This window comes from Bradyrhizobium sp., assembly GCF_035570375.1.
Classification (GTDB): Bacteria; Pseudomonadota; Alphaproteobacteria; order Rhizobiales; family Xanthobacteraceae; genus Bradyrhizobium.
Window position 1 is genome coordinate 1 of record NZ_DATMLW010000143.1, and the last position, 15,826, is coordinate 15,826.

Here is a 15,826-nt window from a genome sequence, read left to right on the forward strand (position 1 = left end):
AGATTGGGCCGCGGTCCAATGATGGACACGAGGCTCATCACGAGTTCTTCGCGGATCGGGTCGATCGGGGGATTCGTGACCTGCGCGAAATTCTGCTTGAAGTAGGTGAACAGCAGTTTGGGCTTGTCCGACAGCGCCGAGATCGGCGTGTCGTTGCCCATCGAGCCGATCGCCTCCTCGCCGGTCGTGCCCATCGGCGACATCAGGATCTTGAGATCCTCCTGGGTGTAGCCGAACGCCTGCTGGCGATCGAGCAGCGGCAGGTTGGAGCGCATGCCCTTGGTCGGTGCGTCCGGAAGTTCTTCCAGCACGATCTGGGTGCGGTCGAGCCACGCGCGATAGGGGTGGCTCTTGGCGAGCTGCGCCTTGATCTCGTCGTCGGGAATGAGGCGGCCCTGTTCGAGGTCGACCAGCAGCATCTTGCCGGGCTGCAGCCGCCACTTGGTGACGATGTCCTCCTCGGGGATCTTCAGCACGCCCATTTCGGACGCCATCACGATGCGGTCGTCTGAGGTCACGAGATAGCGCGCCGGACGCAGGCCGTTGCGGTCCAGCGTGGCGCCGATCTGGCGGCCGTCGGTGAAGGCGATGGCCGCGGGGCCATCCCACGGCTCCATGATCGCGGCGTGATATTCGTAGAAGGCGCGGCGCTGCTCATCCATCAGGGGATTGCCGGCCCAGGCTTCCGGAATCATCATCATCACGGCATGCGGCAGCGAGTAGCCGCCCTGCACCAGGAATTCGAGGCCGTTGTCGAAGCAGGCGGTGTCAGACTGGCCCTCATAGGAGATCGGCCACAGCCTGGAGATGTTCTTGCCGTAGAGTTGCGAATGCACCGAGGCCTGGCGCGCCGCCATCCAGTTGACGTTGCCGCGCAGTGTGTTGATCTCGCCGTTATGCGCCACCATGCGGTAGGGGTGCGCCAGCGACCAGGTCGGGAAGGTGTTGGTCGAGAAGCGCTGGTGCACCAGCGCCAGCGCGCTCTCAAAATCCGGCTCGTGCAGGTCCTGATAATAGCTGGCGAGCTGGTCGGCGAGGAACATGCCCTTGTAGATCACGGTGCGGCATGACATCGACACCGGATAATAGCCGGCGAGCCCGCGGTCACGGCGTTGATAGATCGCCTGCGAAATCGACTTGCGCAGGATGTAGAGCCGGCGTTCGAATTCATCTTCGCTCTTGATATGTGCGCCGCGGCCGATGAACACCTGCATGTTGGCGGGCTCGGTCGGCTTGACGGTTTCGCCGAGCGAGGAATTGTCGGTCGGCACGTCGCGCCAGCCGAGCAGCGTCAGTTGATCGGCCTTGATCTGGTCGGCGATGATGCTCTGGATGACTTTGCGCCAGGCCTTTTCCCTCGGCATGAACAGTGCGCCGACCGCGTAATTGCCGGGCGCCGGCAGCGCGAAGCCGAGCTCCTTCGCCTTGCGCGCGAAGAAGGCGTGCGGAATCTGCACCAGGATGCCGGCGCCGTCGCCTGCGCGCGGATCGGCGCCCACGGCGCCGCGATGCTCGAGATTGCAGAGAATGTTGATCGCGTCGGAAACGATCTGATGCGACTTCTTGCCCTTGATGTTGGCGATGAAGCCGACGCCGCAGGAATCCTTCTCGAGGCTGGGATCGTACATGCCTTCGGCGGCGGGCCGCCAGGTGTGTTCCCGCGGGTGGCGCGAAGGGTCAGCCGGTTTCGAGGCCGGGGCAGCCGACAGCGCATCCGTCACGATGTTTTCGCGCTCGAACTCTGACCCACTCATCTGTAAGTCCTCTCAATAAGGCGAAGGCCTCACCGTCGTCGCCGGCGCACCTTGGGCGTTGCGGCACCCACCGGGCCACCGCTCGTCCTCCGCGAGCCGTAATGTCCTAAATTCCGGAACTCAGGCCCGAGCGTTCAGCGTCCCCGACGAACCGCCCAGCCTTTGATCCCAGGGCGCCTAAACGCCCATTTCAGCGCTGCAATCCCCGTGCCGGGGCTGCCGTCGAAATTAAGACAGCGATACTGTCCTAACTCCGACCATGCCAAATTTTTCTCTATCACACAAGCGCATGAAAGTCGCTCGTCGCATGGTTTTGGTCTTCCGCTGATCACAGCGATCGCCTCGCCCCCGAATTGAAGCAAACGCGCCGCGATCCGGCCCAAGGTCCGCCGAAATCCAGCATGAAATTCCGGTCAGGAAGGAGAGCGTAGCGCTCTGGGCAGGGGGGTGACAGGAGCGACGGACAATGAGGTTGTTCACAGGGTGCTGGACCCTTTCGCTTGGGCTGATTCTCTTGGCCGGGACCGCCAACGCGCAAGTCTCGAAACCTGCCGAAAATGGTGGACCCGCGTACAGGGCTGTTTCCGACTTCGGCGGGCCCTATGGTGCCGTGGTGCCGCCCGAGGTTCCGCCTTACACGCCCGCGCCGGCGGCTCCGCCCTACGCGGCCATGCCTCCGGAAATGCCCGAGCCAGCCTATGGCCCCGCTTTGCTGCCGCCGGGTGAGGTTTATGCGATCCTCCGCGGGACCGGCTTTCGGCCGCTCGGAGAGCTGCGCCAGAGGGGCATGTTCTATGCAATCGCGGTCGTCGATCGCTACGGCGAGGAGGGCCGCCTCATGATCGATGCCCGCACCGGACAGATCGTGCGCTTCGTTCCGATCTACCGGATGGGAGACGCCTATGGCGCCGCGGCGGCACCTTATGCGATTGCCGGGCGGCAACATGCATTCGGCGACCTGAGGGACCCGCCGCCGCGGCCACCGGCCTCGGTCCCGAACTTGGCAAGCCGCGCGCCGGTGGTGCCGATGCCGAAACCGGCTCCGCCGCGCAGCGTCGAGGAAAGGCAGCTCACCGACAAGCCTGCACAATCACCGCAACAGTCGGCCGCGGTGCAGGCAAAGCCGGCTGACGCGGCGGGCGCGCAGGTCACCCCTGCGGTCACCGAGGCCAAGCCGGCCGCGCAAATTCAGCCGACACGGCCGATGCCGAGCGTGCAGGGACTGGAGTAAGCGGCCGTCGTTCCGGGGCGCCAAGCGAACCATGATGTGCAATGGCACATCAGAGAATCTCGGGATTCCCTGCTGCGCAATTGCGCATCTGAAGTCTGGTGCTGGCGCACCATCCCTTTATGACATGCAACGCCCCGGTCTCCCGGGGCGTTTTTCGCATCAACCGTCTGCTCGAATTCGACCCAAGCTATCGCGCTTTTAGGCCGCAGCCTTCTCGGCCGAGCCTTCGATCACCGGCGCAGCCTGCGCGCTGGTGGAGATCGGAATGCTGCGGGGCTTCTTGGCCTCGGGGATCTCACGAACGAGATCGACATGGAGCAAACCGTTCTCGAGCGAGGCGTTCTTCACCGCGACGAAATCGGCAAGCTGGAAAATCCGTTCGAAGGCACGCGCGGCGATGCCGCGATAAAGCACCTCGGATTTGTCCTTGCCGTTCTCGTTGGCGGATTTCTCGCCCCTGATGGTCAGGGTATTTTCCTTGGCGACGATTGAAAGTTCGTCCTGCGAAAAGCCGGAAACCGCAACACTGATGCGGTAGGCATTCTCGCCGGTACGTTCAATGTTGTAGGGCGGATAACCGGGGCTGCCGTCCGAAGCGGCCTGGTCGAGCAACGAAAAGAGGCGATCGAAGCCGACGGTCGAACGATAAAACGGGCTGAGATCAAAGGTACGCATAGCAAGTCCTCCATTGAGCGACTATTGGATGAGCCCGCCCGCCATTGGGCCGGGCTTTCGTGTTGTGCAGCCTGGCGTCTCGGTTGCCGAAACACTGGTAGTGGCCTGCACGGAGGTGATATGGGGGTGCATGACCCGCGTTCAAGAGAGGTTTACATCGGCCTTTTTTGATGCGCCCGCCTCTTGAATTCCCGCAACTTTCTCCCAACCGGTCTCTCTCATGACGCTCGTTTCGATCCCCGCCAATCCTGTGCCGGAGGACGTCGTTTCCGGCACGATCAAGACGCCGGACGGCGCGGAATTGCGCTTTGCGCGCTGGGCGCCTCCGGCCAACCGAAAGGGCACGGTTTGCGTGTTCACCGGACGCACCGAGCAGATCGAAAAGTATTTCGAAACCGTGCGCGACCTGCGCGACCGCGGCTTTGCGGTTGCGATGATCGACTGGCGCGGGCAGGGCCACTCGTCGCGCCGTCTGCGCGACCCGCGAAAAGGCTATGTGCGGGATTTTTCCGATTACGAGGTCGATGTCGAAGCGTTCGTGCAGCAGGTGGTGCTGCCGGATTGCCCGCCGCCATTTTTCGCGCTCGCCCATTCGATGGGAGGCGCGGTGATGCTGCGGATCGCGCATGCGGGAAAACGCTGGTTCGACCGCATGGTGCTGTCGGCGCCAATGATCGATCTGCCGGGCTATCGGACCGCATTCCCGACGCGCGCGCTGTTGCGCGTGCTGCGGCTGGCAGGCCTTGGCGGCCGCTACGTCCCTGGTGGCGGCGGCACCCTCACCGGCAGCGAGCCATTCGTCAACAACCCCTTGACCAGCGATCCCGTGCGTTACGCGCGCAACGCGGCGGTTCTGGCCGAAGATCCGACGCTTGGGCTTGCATCTCCGACCGTGGCCTGGGCCGACACCGCGTTCCGCGCCATGCACGGCTTTCGCGCCACGGCCTATCCTTCGGAGATTCGCCAGCCGATCCTGATGCTCGCGGCCAGCAACGACACCATCGTATCGACGCCGGCGATCGAGGAATTCGCCTATCACCTGCGTGCCGGCTCTCATCTCGTCATCGCAGGTTCGAAGCACGAAATCCTGCAGGAGCAGGATCGCTATCGCGCGCAGTTCTGGGCGGCGTTCGATGCCTTCGTGCCAGGCACGCCGCTGTTCGGGTGAAAGTTTATCAGGCTAGTGGAGTGGATTTGACATTCGCTACACAACCCGCCGCAAAGATGAAAGCGAATGTCAAATCCAAAACTCCACTAGGACCAATATCGCTAGTGGCCCTGCGATTCTAACATTCGCAAAAGCGGTCGCCGAGAAGGGATGCGAATGTTAGAATCGGGCCACTAGATCAGGCTGTAGATCGCGCTGCCGGCAAGGTAGATCCCGAGAAAGATCATTGCGATCAGGAACCAGCGGCGGAAAACCTCAGGTTTCATCCGTGTGCGTACCCCCTGTCCGATCGCCATGCCGGCGAAAGAGCACACCATGGCGACCACGCCGGGAAGGGCGGTCGTTTGGTCAAGCAGGCCGGCGGTCGAAAGATTGAAAGCCAGCGCCAGCGTGGCGACGGTGAAGAACACGCCGAGCGCTTGAACCAGTTCGTCCTTTTCCATGCCGATCGCCTGCATGAAGGGCATTGAAGGAATCACCTGCACGCCCGTTGCAGCGGAAATCATGCCGGTGATCACGCCGACAATTCCGCCGACCCATTTTTCATGGCGCGGTGCGACCTTAAGGACGAATTGGCGCAGGCCGACGGCGGCATAGATCACCAAGAGGAAGCCGAGGAAGATCGTGCCGTAACGTGCGTAGGGGCCGGTCAACATGCCCGCGTTCAGCCAGGCGCCGATCGCCGTGCCCGCCATCAAGGGCCAGAGCCTGCGCACGATGTCGCGCAAATAAGGGCCAACGAAAGTCTGCCAGATATTGGTGATGATCGCCGGCACGATGACGATGGCGATCGCGCGCGATGGCGGCATCGCTGTGGCGAGCAGGCCGACCGACACCGTCGGCAAGCCAAGCCCGATGACTCCCTTGACAAAGCCGGCCAGAAGGAACGCCGCGACGATGAAAAGCAGGATCGGTTCAAGCATGGCGTCAGATTGACCGATGATGCGGATCAGCACAATCTGGAGCTTGTTGAATCAGCCTTCGGCTATAACGAAGGCACATGATTTAAGGATCTGCCATGCGCTTCGATCTGGTCGACCTTGCGCTCTTCATCGCTGTTGCGGACAGCGGCAGCATTACCCACGGCGCGACGCGCGCAAATCTTGCTCTCGCATCCGCAAGCGCCAGGATCAAGGGTCTCGAAGCCGACCTTGGCGTTGCGCTCCTCAAGCGCCGCCGTCGCGGCGTTGAGCTGACCGCGGCGGGTGAAGCCTTGCGCGAGCACGCCCGGCTTATCATGCACAATGTCGAAATCATGCGCGGCGACCTTGCCGGCTTTGCCAGCGGCATCAGGGCGAGCGTGCATCTGCTTGCCAACACGTCCGGGCTGTCGGAGCACCTGCCCAAAGCGCTCGCGGCCTTCCTGCGCGAGCATCCCGACATCAGCCTTGATGTCGAGGAGCGCGAAAGCACCGATATTGTCACCGCGATCGCAAGCGGCGCCGCCGACCTCGGCTTCGCGGCCGAGCACGCTTTGCCTGATCATTTCGAGCGGTTTCGATTCAGCGAGGACCGGCTGATGCTGGTGGCGCCCCGACGAGGAGATTTTGCCAATCGCCGCCAGATCGATTTTATCGAGGTGACGGATCACGACTTCGTCGGCTTGACGAACTCCACCGCCCTCGCGCTTCACATCGCCAAACACGCCACTCGCCTCGGCGTGCGATTGCGGGTTCGCTCACGCCTGAGGGACTTCGACGCGATCTGCCAGATGGTCGCCGCAGGCGTCGGCGTTGCGGTGGTGCCGGAAGCCGCGGCCAGGCGCTGCGCGCAATCCGTGCCGATTACGCTCGTTTCGATTCGCGACGCCTGGGCAAACCGAAAGCTCGCCATCTGCGCCCGCAGCTTCAGGACCTTGCCGCGACCGGCGAAGCTCTTGGTGGAGCATTTGCGCAAGACCGCGCGTTAAGGCCGCTGCCGAAAGCGATCACTTGTCGGTCGCGATGCCCGCGTCCTTGATCACCTTCGCCCATTTGTCGATTTCCCTTGCGAGAAAATCGTGAAAATGCTCCGGGCTGTCGCCGATCAGCTCGGCGCCCTGGCTGGCCAGCTTTTCCCTGACGGCTTTATCGGCCATCGCCTCCGTGGCGATGCGGTTGAGTGCTGCCACGATCGCCGGCGGCGTGCCGGCGGGCGCCACCATGCCGTACCAGTTTTCCGCCTTCAGATCCGGCATCCCGACTTCGGCCGTGGTCGGCACCTCGCTCGCCGTCGGCGCGCGTTCCACCGCGCCGATTGCGATGGGGCGCAGCGCGCCGGAGCGGATGTGCGGCAATATGATCGGCAGATCGAGAAACACCATTTGAACTTGTTGGCCGAGCAGGTCGTTCACCGCCGGAGCGGCGCCGCGGTAGGGCACGTGCACGATGTCGATCTTCGCCGTCAGCTTGAGAAGCTCGCCGGCCAGATGCGGCAGGCTGCCGGGTCCGGAGGACGCAAAGTTGAGTTTTCCGGGCTGCGCCCTGGCGAGCGCGACAAGTTCATTCATGTCATTCGCCGGAACGCCGCCTGCCACGACCAGCATTTCCGGCACTTTTGCAACGAGCGTGATGGCTTGCAGATCCTTCAAGGGATCGTAGGCGATCTTTTCCATGCTGGGGCTGATCGCGAGCGCGCCGGCGCTCGAAATCGCGATGGTGTAGCCGTCGGGTTTTGCCTTCGCCACAGCCTCGGTTCCCAGCACCCCGCCCTGGCCGCCGCGATTGTCGATCACGACCGGCTGCCTGGTCAGTTCCGACATGCGCTGGCCGATCACGCGCGCAATGATGTCGTTGGGGCCGCCGGGTGGAAACGGCACGATCAGGCGGATGGTTTTGTCGGGAAAATCGGCCGCGACAACCGGCGCCGGCAATACCAGGAAAAATCCGGCTGCCAGCGCGGTAAGGATTTTCATGCAAGGCTGCGCGCTCAAGCCAGGCTCCGCCCTCAAGGATTGAGCAGCTTGAGCGCTGCCTCGTGCACGCGCTTGTCGCCGGCAGCGACGATGCGGCCGCCACCTGTCGCCGGGCTGCCTTCCCACGTGGTGACGATGCCGCCGGCGCCGGTGATGATCGGAACGAGCGCGGCGATGTCATAGGGCTTGAGTTCGGTTTCGATGACGAGATCGAGATGACCGGCGGCGAGCATGCAATACGAATAGCAGTCGCCGCCATAACGCGTCAGCCGCACCGCTTGTTCGACGCGGCCGAAGCTGGCGCGATCGGCGGCGTTCATCAACAGCGGACTGGTCGTGAACATGGTGGCATCCTGCAACGAGGCGCAGCGACGCACCGCAAGTCGCCGCTTGCCGGCCGAGCCGGAATAGAAAGCCGAACCGCTGTCGCCGGAAAAGCGCTCGCCGATGAAAGGTTGATGCATCATGCCGAACACCGGCGTTCCCCGGTGCATCAGCGCGATCAGCGTGCCCCAGATCGGAAAGCCGGCAATGAAGGATTTGGTGCCGTCAATCGGATCCAGCACCCAGACATATTCGGCGTCTTCGTGTTCGCTGCCGAATTCCTCGCCGACAATGCCGTGCTGAGGAAAGTTCGCCTTGATCAGGCGGCGCATCACGGCTTCGGCAGCGCGGTCCGCCTCGGTCACCGGATCGAACTCATGCACCGTACTCTTGTTGTCGATGCTCAATGAGGTCCTGAAGAACGGCAGGATGACCTCGCCGGAAGCCGTCGCAAGGCGGCCAATGAACGCTTCAAAATCGATGACCGTCACAGCGCTTCCTTGGGTTGTGGCTTGGCGGCAGAAAATCTTAAGGCTTCTGCCTGGTGGAGTGGATTTGACATTCGCTGCCCACCTAATGCCCACTTTTCCGAAGTTCGTGTCCCGTTGCAGCACTGACCTTTCACGAACTTCGGAAAGTTGGGCATTAGCAAATCTATGACTCCAGTGCCGCTTTTCGATTTGAAGTTCCTGAATCAAATGCGCCGCTTGCACCGCAGGAACTTCAAATCGGCGGCACTAGCCGCAAGCTCGTAACGCCGATGTCAAATCCCGAACTGCTAGTGGTCCTTTGATTCTAACATTCGCAACGGTGCCTGCTGAGATGGGATGTAGAACCAGACCTCTAGTGGAGTGATTTGACATTCACTACCCCCCTCTTGCCGCAAACTCAAAAAAGCCAACGTCAAATCCGAAACTCCACCAGAATCGCATATTTGCTGGTGGTCCTTGATTCTAACATTCGCCGTTAACGCCTCGCGGCGATCGGATGGCTGCTGAGTCGCTCGAAGCAAAGGTGAATCTTTCGACCTACCCAGTCATCACGAATCCGAGAGCGAACGAAAAAGTTTCATTGCCGGTGGATGAGCGGTTGGGCAATGATTTAAACAACTGATTTTATTGCAGAAAATTGGCGCCTGTGCCACTTTGGCGACAGTGCCCGATCACTTGCGATTATGCACCGAAAATGTCTGCAAAGCTCTTGCACTTTGTGCAGCGCGGTCGCATATTGTTGCGGTGCGGTAGCGCTTTGCGTTACCGCTGCCCTCCTTGGGCGTTTCCTCCCTAGACTTGGGCCGCTTGTTCATTCAAGCGGCCCTTTTTTCTTTGCCGTCGTCCCTGTGACACCCGCGAATGCGGTCGCATCACTCTGCCGCCGCCTGGAATGGACCGAGGTCGTCCAGCGGAACGGTGGCCAGAGCCTCGGCCAGCAGAACGAAATCGTTGGCGACCTGGGCAAATCGGGCGCTGCGTTCGCGCCGGCGCTCATCCATGTAGATCGCGCGGTTCAGTTCGAGCTGGATGGTGTGCAGGCCGGAGGCCGGATTGCCGTAGTGTTCGGTGATGAAGCCGCCAGCATAGGGCTTGTTGCGTCCGATCGAATAGCCAAGCCGGACCATGGTTTCCTCGACCGTGTCGGCGAGCAGGGGTGCGCAACTGGTGCCGTAGCGATCGCCGATCACCACGTCCGGCCGCCGCGGCTCCTCCCGCGACACGCCGATCGAAGGCATTGAATGGCAATCCACCATGACGACCGTGCCAAAGGCCTGATGCGTCTTGTTGATCAGCCGCCGCAGGGCACGATGGTAAGGCTTGTACAGCGCCTCGATCCGCGCCAGCGCATCGTCGACCGAAAGCCGCTCGCGATAGATCTCCTGTCCGTCACCGACCACGCGCGGGATGGTTCCAAGTCCGCCGGCGACCCGCATCGATCGCGTGTTGGCGAAGCTCGGCAATCGCCCTGAAAACATCCGCGGATCGAGTTCATAGGGCTCCCGGTTCACGTCGATATAGGAACGCGGGAAGTTGACCCTCACGATCGGAAAGCCGCGATCGCTCAAGCCGCCGATCAACTCGTCCATGAAGGAATCTTCTGACCGGCGCAGCGCCGGCAGATCTATCCGCGACGCGCTCAAGAATTCGTCCGGATAGACCGATCCCGAATGCGGCGAGTTGAAGATGATCGGCGCTCGCCAGACGCGGGGCTCGATGATTTCGAAGGGAGGCGACAGTTCTCCGTCGAACAGGGTCATTGTCGGGCGTCGTCCCTGGTGCGGCGGTTCAGAAGTCCGCACCATTGCTGCTGCTCGCTCGTCATGCGGACCTCTGAACCAAAGCCGCACTAGAATCAATATATTGTCAGTGTCCGTTCGATTCCGAAGCTCGCAAACGAGGTTGCCTCACAATGGTACGAACTTCGGGATCGGGACGCTGGTATCCCCGTTTCGGCGCGACATTTGGCCGGAAAATCGGAGTTTTGGTGAAGACTCATTGTCTGTAACCGCGGCGGTTCTGCCAAGCAAAAAAACGGCATTTGCGAGCGGAACGCCTCTTGCCGGCAGAAAATAGTGTGATCGATTGATTCGCGTCAGATTAAGGTCCAGAAATAGGGGCTTGATCATAGCCGCGCACTGTTCCTTTCACCCGAAATTTACCCTCTGTCGGGCTTAGTGAGCAGACTGATCCTCCAATCGGGATTCCACGACCGATCGCCATGCATAAAATCCTCCTCGCTGAAGACGATAACGACATGCGCCGTTTCCTGGTCAAGGCGCTGGAAAACGCGGGTTTTGAGGTCTCCCCGCACGACAACGGCATGTCGGCCTATCAGAGGCTGCGCGAGGAACCATTCGAAATGCTGTTAACCGATATCGTCATGCCGGAGATGGACGGCATCGAGCTGGCGCGCCGCGCCTCCGAACTCGATCCGGACATCAAGATCATGTTCATCACGGGCTTTGCAGCCGTGGCGCTCAACTCGGATTCGGAAGCGCCCAGGAATGCGAAAGTGCTGTCCAAGCCGGTCCACCTTCGCGAATTGGTCAGCGAAGTGAACAAGATGCTGGCGGCTTGAGGTGCGGGCAGGGGATGCGAAAGTCCCGGCAAGCAAGCTTGCCTGCCCCCGATGGAGCCGATATACGGACGGCCGGATTTAAGACTTTAGGGCACGTAGCTCAGCGGGAGAGCACTACCTTGACATGGTAGGGGTCACAGGTTCGATCCCTGTCGTGCCCACCAGTCTTTTCAATAGCTTAGTCAAACTATTTTCTCCTTTCGTTTTACTCCGCCCAAGCTTCGCCCAGAGAATCCTGTTCGCGCTGCGTTCAGGTGATCCGGTGAGTGGTGCCCGTAAGTGTCGCGGATGACCTTCTCGGAGGTGCCGACAAAGCCCGCCACCTCCCAGATCGGCACGCCGTTCTGCAGCAGCCACGTGATGCAGGTGTGCTTCAAAACATGCGGCGTGATGTCATCTCCCAGGCCTGCAAGTTCGCGCGCTCGATCCCAGCCCTTGCGCTCTTTCAGAATCAACCGGCCCGCATATTCGACAGGTCCGGTCATTGTCATCCGGCGCCAGCGTTTCAGATGCGGCAACAGGCGGTCAGGAATCGGCGCCGGCACACGGCGTTTGTTGGTATCGATCTCGCCCTCACCTCGCCGATACATCACGCGACGCTCCAGATCGAACCACCCGCCCTTTGAGTTGACACCCCACCGCATGTTGAGATTCGCCTCATGCCTCGTGCCGGTGTAGAGCCCGATCAGAATGAATCGCGCGACATGGTAGGAGGGCTGAAAGATCCTGCCCCACTTTACCGGTTGCCGAGATTTGACATCGCTGGCTGTTGCCGTGATTCCAAGCGCCCCAGCGATCAGCGCCGCCGCCTCGTGACGCTCAAGCCAACGCCTTCGCGGCTCACCTTCCTTCGGAAGTGAAACAGGAACGGGCTGAGAAAGCTTTCGCTCCTCAAAGGCAAACGTCAGGGCCGCGCCGAGCGTAACCAATTCGCGGCGAACTGTGCTTTCCTTGACCGCGCGACCAAGTTTTCCAGCCATACGACGCTCGGTGTAGGTGCGGCAGGTCTCTGAGTTCACGTCCCAGCAAGTGAGTTCTCCGAAGTGCTTCAGCAGCGGCACCAAGTGGTAGCCCACCAATTCGGGATGGGCGAGCTTCGGCGCCCGATTGGTGCCGTAATAGGCCAGCACGTCCGCCACAGCTACCTCAGCGGGATGACTGTTTTGCCAGTCTGGCTTGTGCTTTCTGGCGAGATAGGCGGCGAGGGCCTTTTCAGCCCCTCTGCGATCTCCTGCGCCGCAGCCAGTGCTGATCTCGTTTTTTCCGTCGAGAATGACGTACATGTCATCGCGGCCGGTGCGTTCCCGGAGGTAGAGGCGGGGGCCTTTCGATCTTCGCGGCATAGTGCCCTCATGCGTTCGATGCCACTTAACGTGACATACTGTTTGCCGGCGATCCGCTCGGATTCGAGCCGTCCTTTGCGGATCTCGCGGCGGAGGCCGCTTGCGGTCATTGAACCGTCGGGGAAGAAAATGCGGGCGGCGATGTCAAGCCGGAGCGGTGTGTCCGGAGCAATCGCAGAGCGATCGATATTCGTGGCAAGGGCCGGCTTCGGCATCAGCCAATCACCTTGCCGGCATCTTCGGATTCCATCCGAGCGCGAAGGCTACGAACGATCTCGGAGTTTTGAGAAGCACCCGTCCGTTCGGCTTCTTTCTCAAGCCACCCTTTAACATCCTTAGGAATGCGGACGACCATTTCGGCACGATCTGCGCGCTTGTGCATGAGAACCTCGTTGGACCTTGATAAGGTGGTACCACCGTGACACTATCAAATCAAGAGAATAGTGTCACGGTGATATTACGGGAGCAACTGATGGCGAAAAAGACCCCGGCGTCGACCAAGTACCTGACGTCGGCCTTGAGCCGGCACCTAAACGTGGGCCGCGGCTCCGACCAATTCATGCTGCGGTTGCCCGACGGAATGCGGGACTTCATCGCCGAGATAGCAGAGCGAAACGGCCGATCCATGAATGCCGAGATCGTGACTGCGCTCGCAGGTTACATCGCTCGTTTCAGTCCGGGAAAGCCGATCCCAGCCGGGATGACAGAAGTCATGAACGACGCAATGGCGGAGCGGATTCGACAAGGCGAAATCCAGCGCACCGTCCGGGAAATGGGGCAGAAACTGGAATTTATTGCGAAAGAGCTTGATCAGGTTGTTGCCGAATCGCGGACCGTGGTCGCAGGCAAGAAAAACCCGCCGGCGTGAACCGTCCGGGCTAAAAGCCGAGAGCGCGGGCACCTACTGCCAAGCGAACCAGACAAGGCCGAAACCTACGGCTACGATGCCCGCGCCATAGTTGATCATTGCAGCATCGCGCGGCCATGTGAGCATGCCTGTCCCTTGTGCGAATAAGAAAAGTCCGACAGCAACAAATAGCGGGCCAAGGACCCGAAGAACGATCCTCATGGCAGTACCGTTCGATCGCCAATCAATGACGCGATACTCAACCGAGGCTCAGCGAGACGCAATGAAAAACCCGCCAGCGTCGGGCGGCGGGCTTTCCCGCGCTCTCAAATCAGATTGCGCCGCATCGCTATTTTACGAGCCTCAAAACGGGCCTCACTGGCGACCGACCACTTAGCCCACACTCCCGAAGCATCGCATTGCAGGCGCGCTCGGCGTCCGCGAAGGTCTTGAACGGCGAGCCGATGACCTTGATCGCGGCTCCGCTCGAATAGAGCGATCGCCATGATGCAAAAAAGCCAGGATGCCCGTGAAAGCCCGGACCGGTCGGACTGGTGATGACGAAAGAAATGTCAGCGCGGCTCGCGCTCCATACGTCCACGTTCCCGACGGCCCGGTGGAACTGCAGAGACATGCTCAACAACCCTACTGATCCTCGAATCCCAGCCCACGTATCCCCCTTTTCCCCCTTTGGTTACCCGTCGGAAATTTTAATAACCAAATGTGATGATTTGGTTATCGCGCCTTTCCAGATGACCGGGACCATTGGCGACATGGTGCCGGCGATTCACCGCTGGATCGACGCCGAGATGCCGCATTACGGTCAGTTTCGCCAAATCGTGAGACGGTTCTCGCCGGCGTGCTCAATGTGCTCTGGGTATATCGGCGTCAGATCCGGTTGCGCCGCGCGGCCTCGACACGGTCCCGAACATCCGCGACTTTTCCCCTGCGACTAGGACGGCGTATCTTCTTCGAACGTGTCAACGAGCCGTTTCTAGCGGCTGGCGGCAGCGGTGAGCAATTCCGGGCCGGGATCGAGCGCGCCATTGCACTTGGCTGGTTATGGCGACACGAGAGCGGGACTTACGTGCGGTTCATCGGCGCTATTTGCGTGATCCACGATTAGTGACCGCGAGAGCACACCTGCAGAGATTTCGCAGCGAACGTTGAAATGTGAACACAATCCGCAAGCGCCCCTGTTTAGGATCGCAACACCGGGGCTTAAGGGGCGTTTCATCGCGAATAGATTTTGATCCCGGAAGGCCGCTCGGCATACTGCGGGCGGCCTTTTGCCTGGCGTCCGGCGATAGGGGCGCCTCGTCGAGATCGGGCTCAAAGCGAAAGGCAAATAAATATGACGGAAACGAAAGTCATATCGCTGTCTGATCATCGTGAACAACATGCCGAAAGTAGATTTGAGGTCGCAATAAGAAAGTTCACGGCAATTGGCAGAACGCAGGAAGAGGCGATCCGTATTATTAGGGCGGCCTACGAATCACCGGAAGCCTTTGAGGCCTTTCTCGAGGGCCGCCGCGATTAATGCCGACGAATCCAACGCCATCTCGAGCGGCCGCCATCAAAGCGCGGCCAGATAAGTGCTGCACATAGTGGGTTCCAGGCAACCACCACAATAATTGCAGCCTACGGACGGCCGGAACAGTCGTCCTCTTGGGGACTCGCCCGCTGGCACGGAAGATGCAAGGAGCGAGACCGATGGACGCACCGGAGGCTCACATCAATTTCGATGCGCCGGTTCTTCGCATATCGAAATCCGGCCAGGAGGGGACATGAAAGTAAGGGTCGAGATAGATTGCACACCCCTCGAGGCCCGCCAATTCATCGGGCTCCCGGATGTCGCGCCGATGCAGATCGCGGTGATGGACAAGCTTCAGCAGCAGATGATGGCCAACATCGACAACGCTTCTCCGGAAGCGTTGATGCAGAGTTGGTTCACCTTCGACCCTAAACTCGCGGAACGCTTTCAGGACCTTTTCGCCGCCATCATGGCAGGCCTCGGCGCTACGCTACTCGCGCGGCCTGGAGAAAAGCTGGGGTGGCCCTAGCAAATGCCGTGTCAGAACAAAGGCTTGGGCCAAAATAGTCCCGGACGAATACGACGCAGCGCAGGAGCGGGGTGAAGTTGCGAGTGCTGAGGACACTCGGGAAGTGAAATTAGGACAGATTCCTCCAATACGTGGCAGATTTGCAAAAGACCGTCATCGCTGGTTGGAGGTAGCGTGAATTCGTTCCCGTGCGGGACAGCCACCTACCTACAAACCCCAGCGTTCCCTCACGTCTGGGGTTTGTTTTTTGAAGCGTTTGGATGACCGATGGTGCGCGATGAACAAGGAAACCCTAGTCGAAGTCATGTTCGCTATCGGCTCGTCGGCGGCGCCGGCCGCGGTCGCGGGTCATGATGTTTGTCCGCTAAACCAGCAGCCAACAAGGTTGGTCACCGCAGCGCATCGCGGGCGCGAAGCAGGGGAACGAGGAGCCATGACCGCCCAGATCATCAATCT

Annotated in this window: 15 protein-coding genes and 1 tRNA gene; 8 read left to right on the plus strand and 8 right to left on the minus strand. The window is 60.6% G+C overall.

What is annotated here, in order from left to right:
* A partial coding sequence (locus VNX23_RS15180) for a glutamate synthase central domain-containing protein (RefSeq protein WP_325631306.1) occupies positions 1 to 1,754 on the minus strand: 1,754 nt, incomplete at its 3' end.
* A gap of 466 nt (positions 1,755 to 2,220) precedes the next feature.
* Here VNX23_RS15180 and VNX23_RS15185 point away from each other — a divergent pair.
* Complete coding sequence (locus tag VNX23_RS15185) at positions 2,221 to 2,985, plus strand: hypothetical protein (RefSeq protein WP_325631308.1); 765 nt, start codon at positions 2,221 to 2,223, stop codon at positions 2,983 to 2,985.
* Between the two features lie 198 nt (positions 2,986 to 3,183).
* Here VNX23_RS15185 and VNX23_RS15190 read toward each other — a convergent pair whose 3' ends face one another.
* A complete protein-coding gene (locus tag VNX23_RS15190) occupies positions 3,184 to 3,660 on the minus strand; it encodes an Hsp20 family protein (RefSeq protein ID WP_325631310.1) in 477 nt (158 codons plus the stop codon).
* A gap of 220 nt (positions 3,661 to 3,880) precedes the next feature.
* On the opposite strand from VNX23_RS15190, the gene VNX23_RS15195 reads away from it, so the two are divergent.
* Entirely contained in the window at positions 3,881 to 4,828 is a 948-nt protein-coding gene (locus tag VNX23_RS15195) for an alpha/beta hydrolase (RefSeq protein WP_325631312.1), read from the plus strand.
* 173 nt (positions 4,829 to 5,001) lie between these two features.
* Here the strand turns inward: VNX23_RS15195 and VNX23_RS15200 are convergent, their stop codons facing one another.
* Positions 5,002 to 5,751 carry a sulfite exporter TauE/SafE family protein gene (locus VNX23_RS15200; protein WP_325631313.1) on the minus strand — a complete coding sequence of 250 codons (750 nt, stop codon included), beginning with the start codon at positions 5,749 to 5,751 and terminating at the stop codon, positions 5,002 to 5,004.
* 95 nt (positions 5,752 to 5,846) lie between these two features.
* Between VNX23_RS15200 and VNX23_RS15205 the strand changes: the two genes are divergently transcribed.
* On the plus strand, positions 5,847 to 6,737 hold the full coding sequence (locus VNX23_RS15205) for a LysR substrate-binding domain-containing protein (RefSeq protein ID WP_325631315.1): 891 nt from the start codon (positions 5,847 to 5,849) through the stop codon (positions 6,735 to 6,737).
* Positions 6,738 to 6,755: 18 nt separating this feature from the next.
* Here the strand turns inward: VNX23_RS15205 and VNX23_RS15210 are convergent, their stop codons facing one another.
* From VNX23_RS15210 to VNX23_RS15220, 3 genes are all read right to left on the minus strand, one after another.
* The gene (locus VNX23_RS15210; RefSeq protein ID WP_414643004.1) at positions 6,756 to 7,721 is read right to left on the minus strand and encodes a Bug family tripartite tricarboxylate transporter substrate binding protein; all 966 of its coding nucleotides are present in this window, start codon (positions 7,719 to 7,721) and stop codon (positions 6,756 to 6,758) included.
* Positions 7,722 to 7,753: 32 nt separating this feature from the next.
* Positions 7,754 to 8,536 carry a histidinol-phosphatase gene (gene hisN, locus VNX23_RS15215; protein ID WP_325631319.1) on the minus strand — a complete coding sequence of 261 codons (783 nt, stop codon included), beginning with the start codon at positions 8,534 to 8,536 and terminating at the stop codon, positions 7,754 to 7,756.
* Between the two features lie 872 nt (positions 8,537 to 9,408).
* Entirely contained in the window at positions 9,409 to 10,296 is an 888-nt protein-coding gene (locus VNX23_RS15220) for an N-formylglutamate amidohydrolase (protein WP_325631321.1), read from the minus strand.
* Positions 10,297 to 10,757: 461 nt separating this feature from the next.
* On the opposite strand from VNX23_RS15220, the gene cpdR reads away from it, so the two are divergent.
* Both cpdR and VNX23_RS15230 read left to right on the plus strand, forming a co-directional pair.
* The gene (gene cpdR, locus VNX23_RS15225; RefSeq protein ID WP_325631323.1) at positions 10,758 to 11,117 is read left to right on the plus strand and encodes a cell cycle two-component system response regulator CpdR; all 360 of its coding nucleotides are present in this window, start codon (positions 10,758 to 10,760) and stop codon (positions 11,115 to 11,117) included.
* An 89-nt stretch (positions 11,118 to 11,206) separates the two neighbouring features.
* Positions 11,207 to 11,281, plus strand: a tRNA-Val gene (locus VNX23_RS15230).
* Between the two features lie 18 nt (positions 11,282 to 11,299).
* Here VNX23_RS15230 and VNX23_RS15235 read toward each other — a convergent pair.
* Entirely contained in the window at positions 11,300 to 12,460 is a 1,161-nt protein-coding gene (locus VNX23_RS15235) for a site-specific integrase (RefSeq protein ID WP_325631325.1), read from the minus strand.
* Positions 12,461 to 12,674: 214 nt separating this feature from the next.
* Positions 12,675 to 12,842 (minus strand): Arc family DNA-binding protein, encoded by a 168-nt coding sequence (locus VNX23_RS15240; protein WP_325631327.1) that lies wholly within the window; start codon positions 12,840 to 12,842, stop codon positions 12,675 to 12,677.
* 243 nt (positions 12,843 to 13,085) lie between these two features.
* On the opposite strand from VNX23_RS15240, the gene VNX23_RS31060 reads away from it, so the two are divergent.
* The 3 genes from VNX23_RS31060 to VNX23_RS15255 all read left to right on the plus strand — a co-directional run bounded on the left by VNX23_RS31060 (position 13,086) and on the right by VNX23_RS15255 (position 15,370).
* Positions 13,086 to 13,328 (plus strand): hypothetical protein, encoded by a 243-nt coding sequence (locus tag VNX23_RS31060; protein ID WP_414643005.1) that lies wholly within the window; start codon positions 13,086 to 13,088, stop codon positions 13,326 to 13,328.
* 1,333 nt (positions 13,329 to 14,661) lie between these two features.
* Positions 14,662 to 14,847 carry a hypothetical protein gene (locus VNX23_RS15250; RefSeq protein ID WP_325631331.1) on the plus strand — a complete coding sequence of 62 codons (186 nt, stop codon included), beginning with the start codon at positions 14,662 to 14,664 and terminating at the stop codon, positions 14,845 to 14,847.
* Positions 14,848 to 15,094: 247 nt separating this feature from the next.
* The gene (locus VNX23_RS15255; RefSeq protein ID WP_325631333.1) at positions 15,095 to 15,370 is read left to right on the plus strand and encodes a DUF6489 family protein; all 276 of its coding nucleotides are present in this window, start codon (positions 15,095 to 15,097) and stop codon (positions 15,368 to 15,370) included.
* Positions 15,371 to 15,826: the final 456 nt, after the last annotated feature.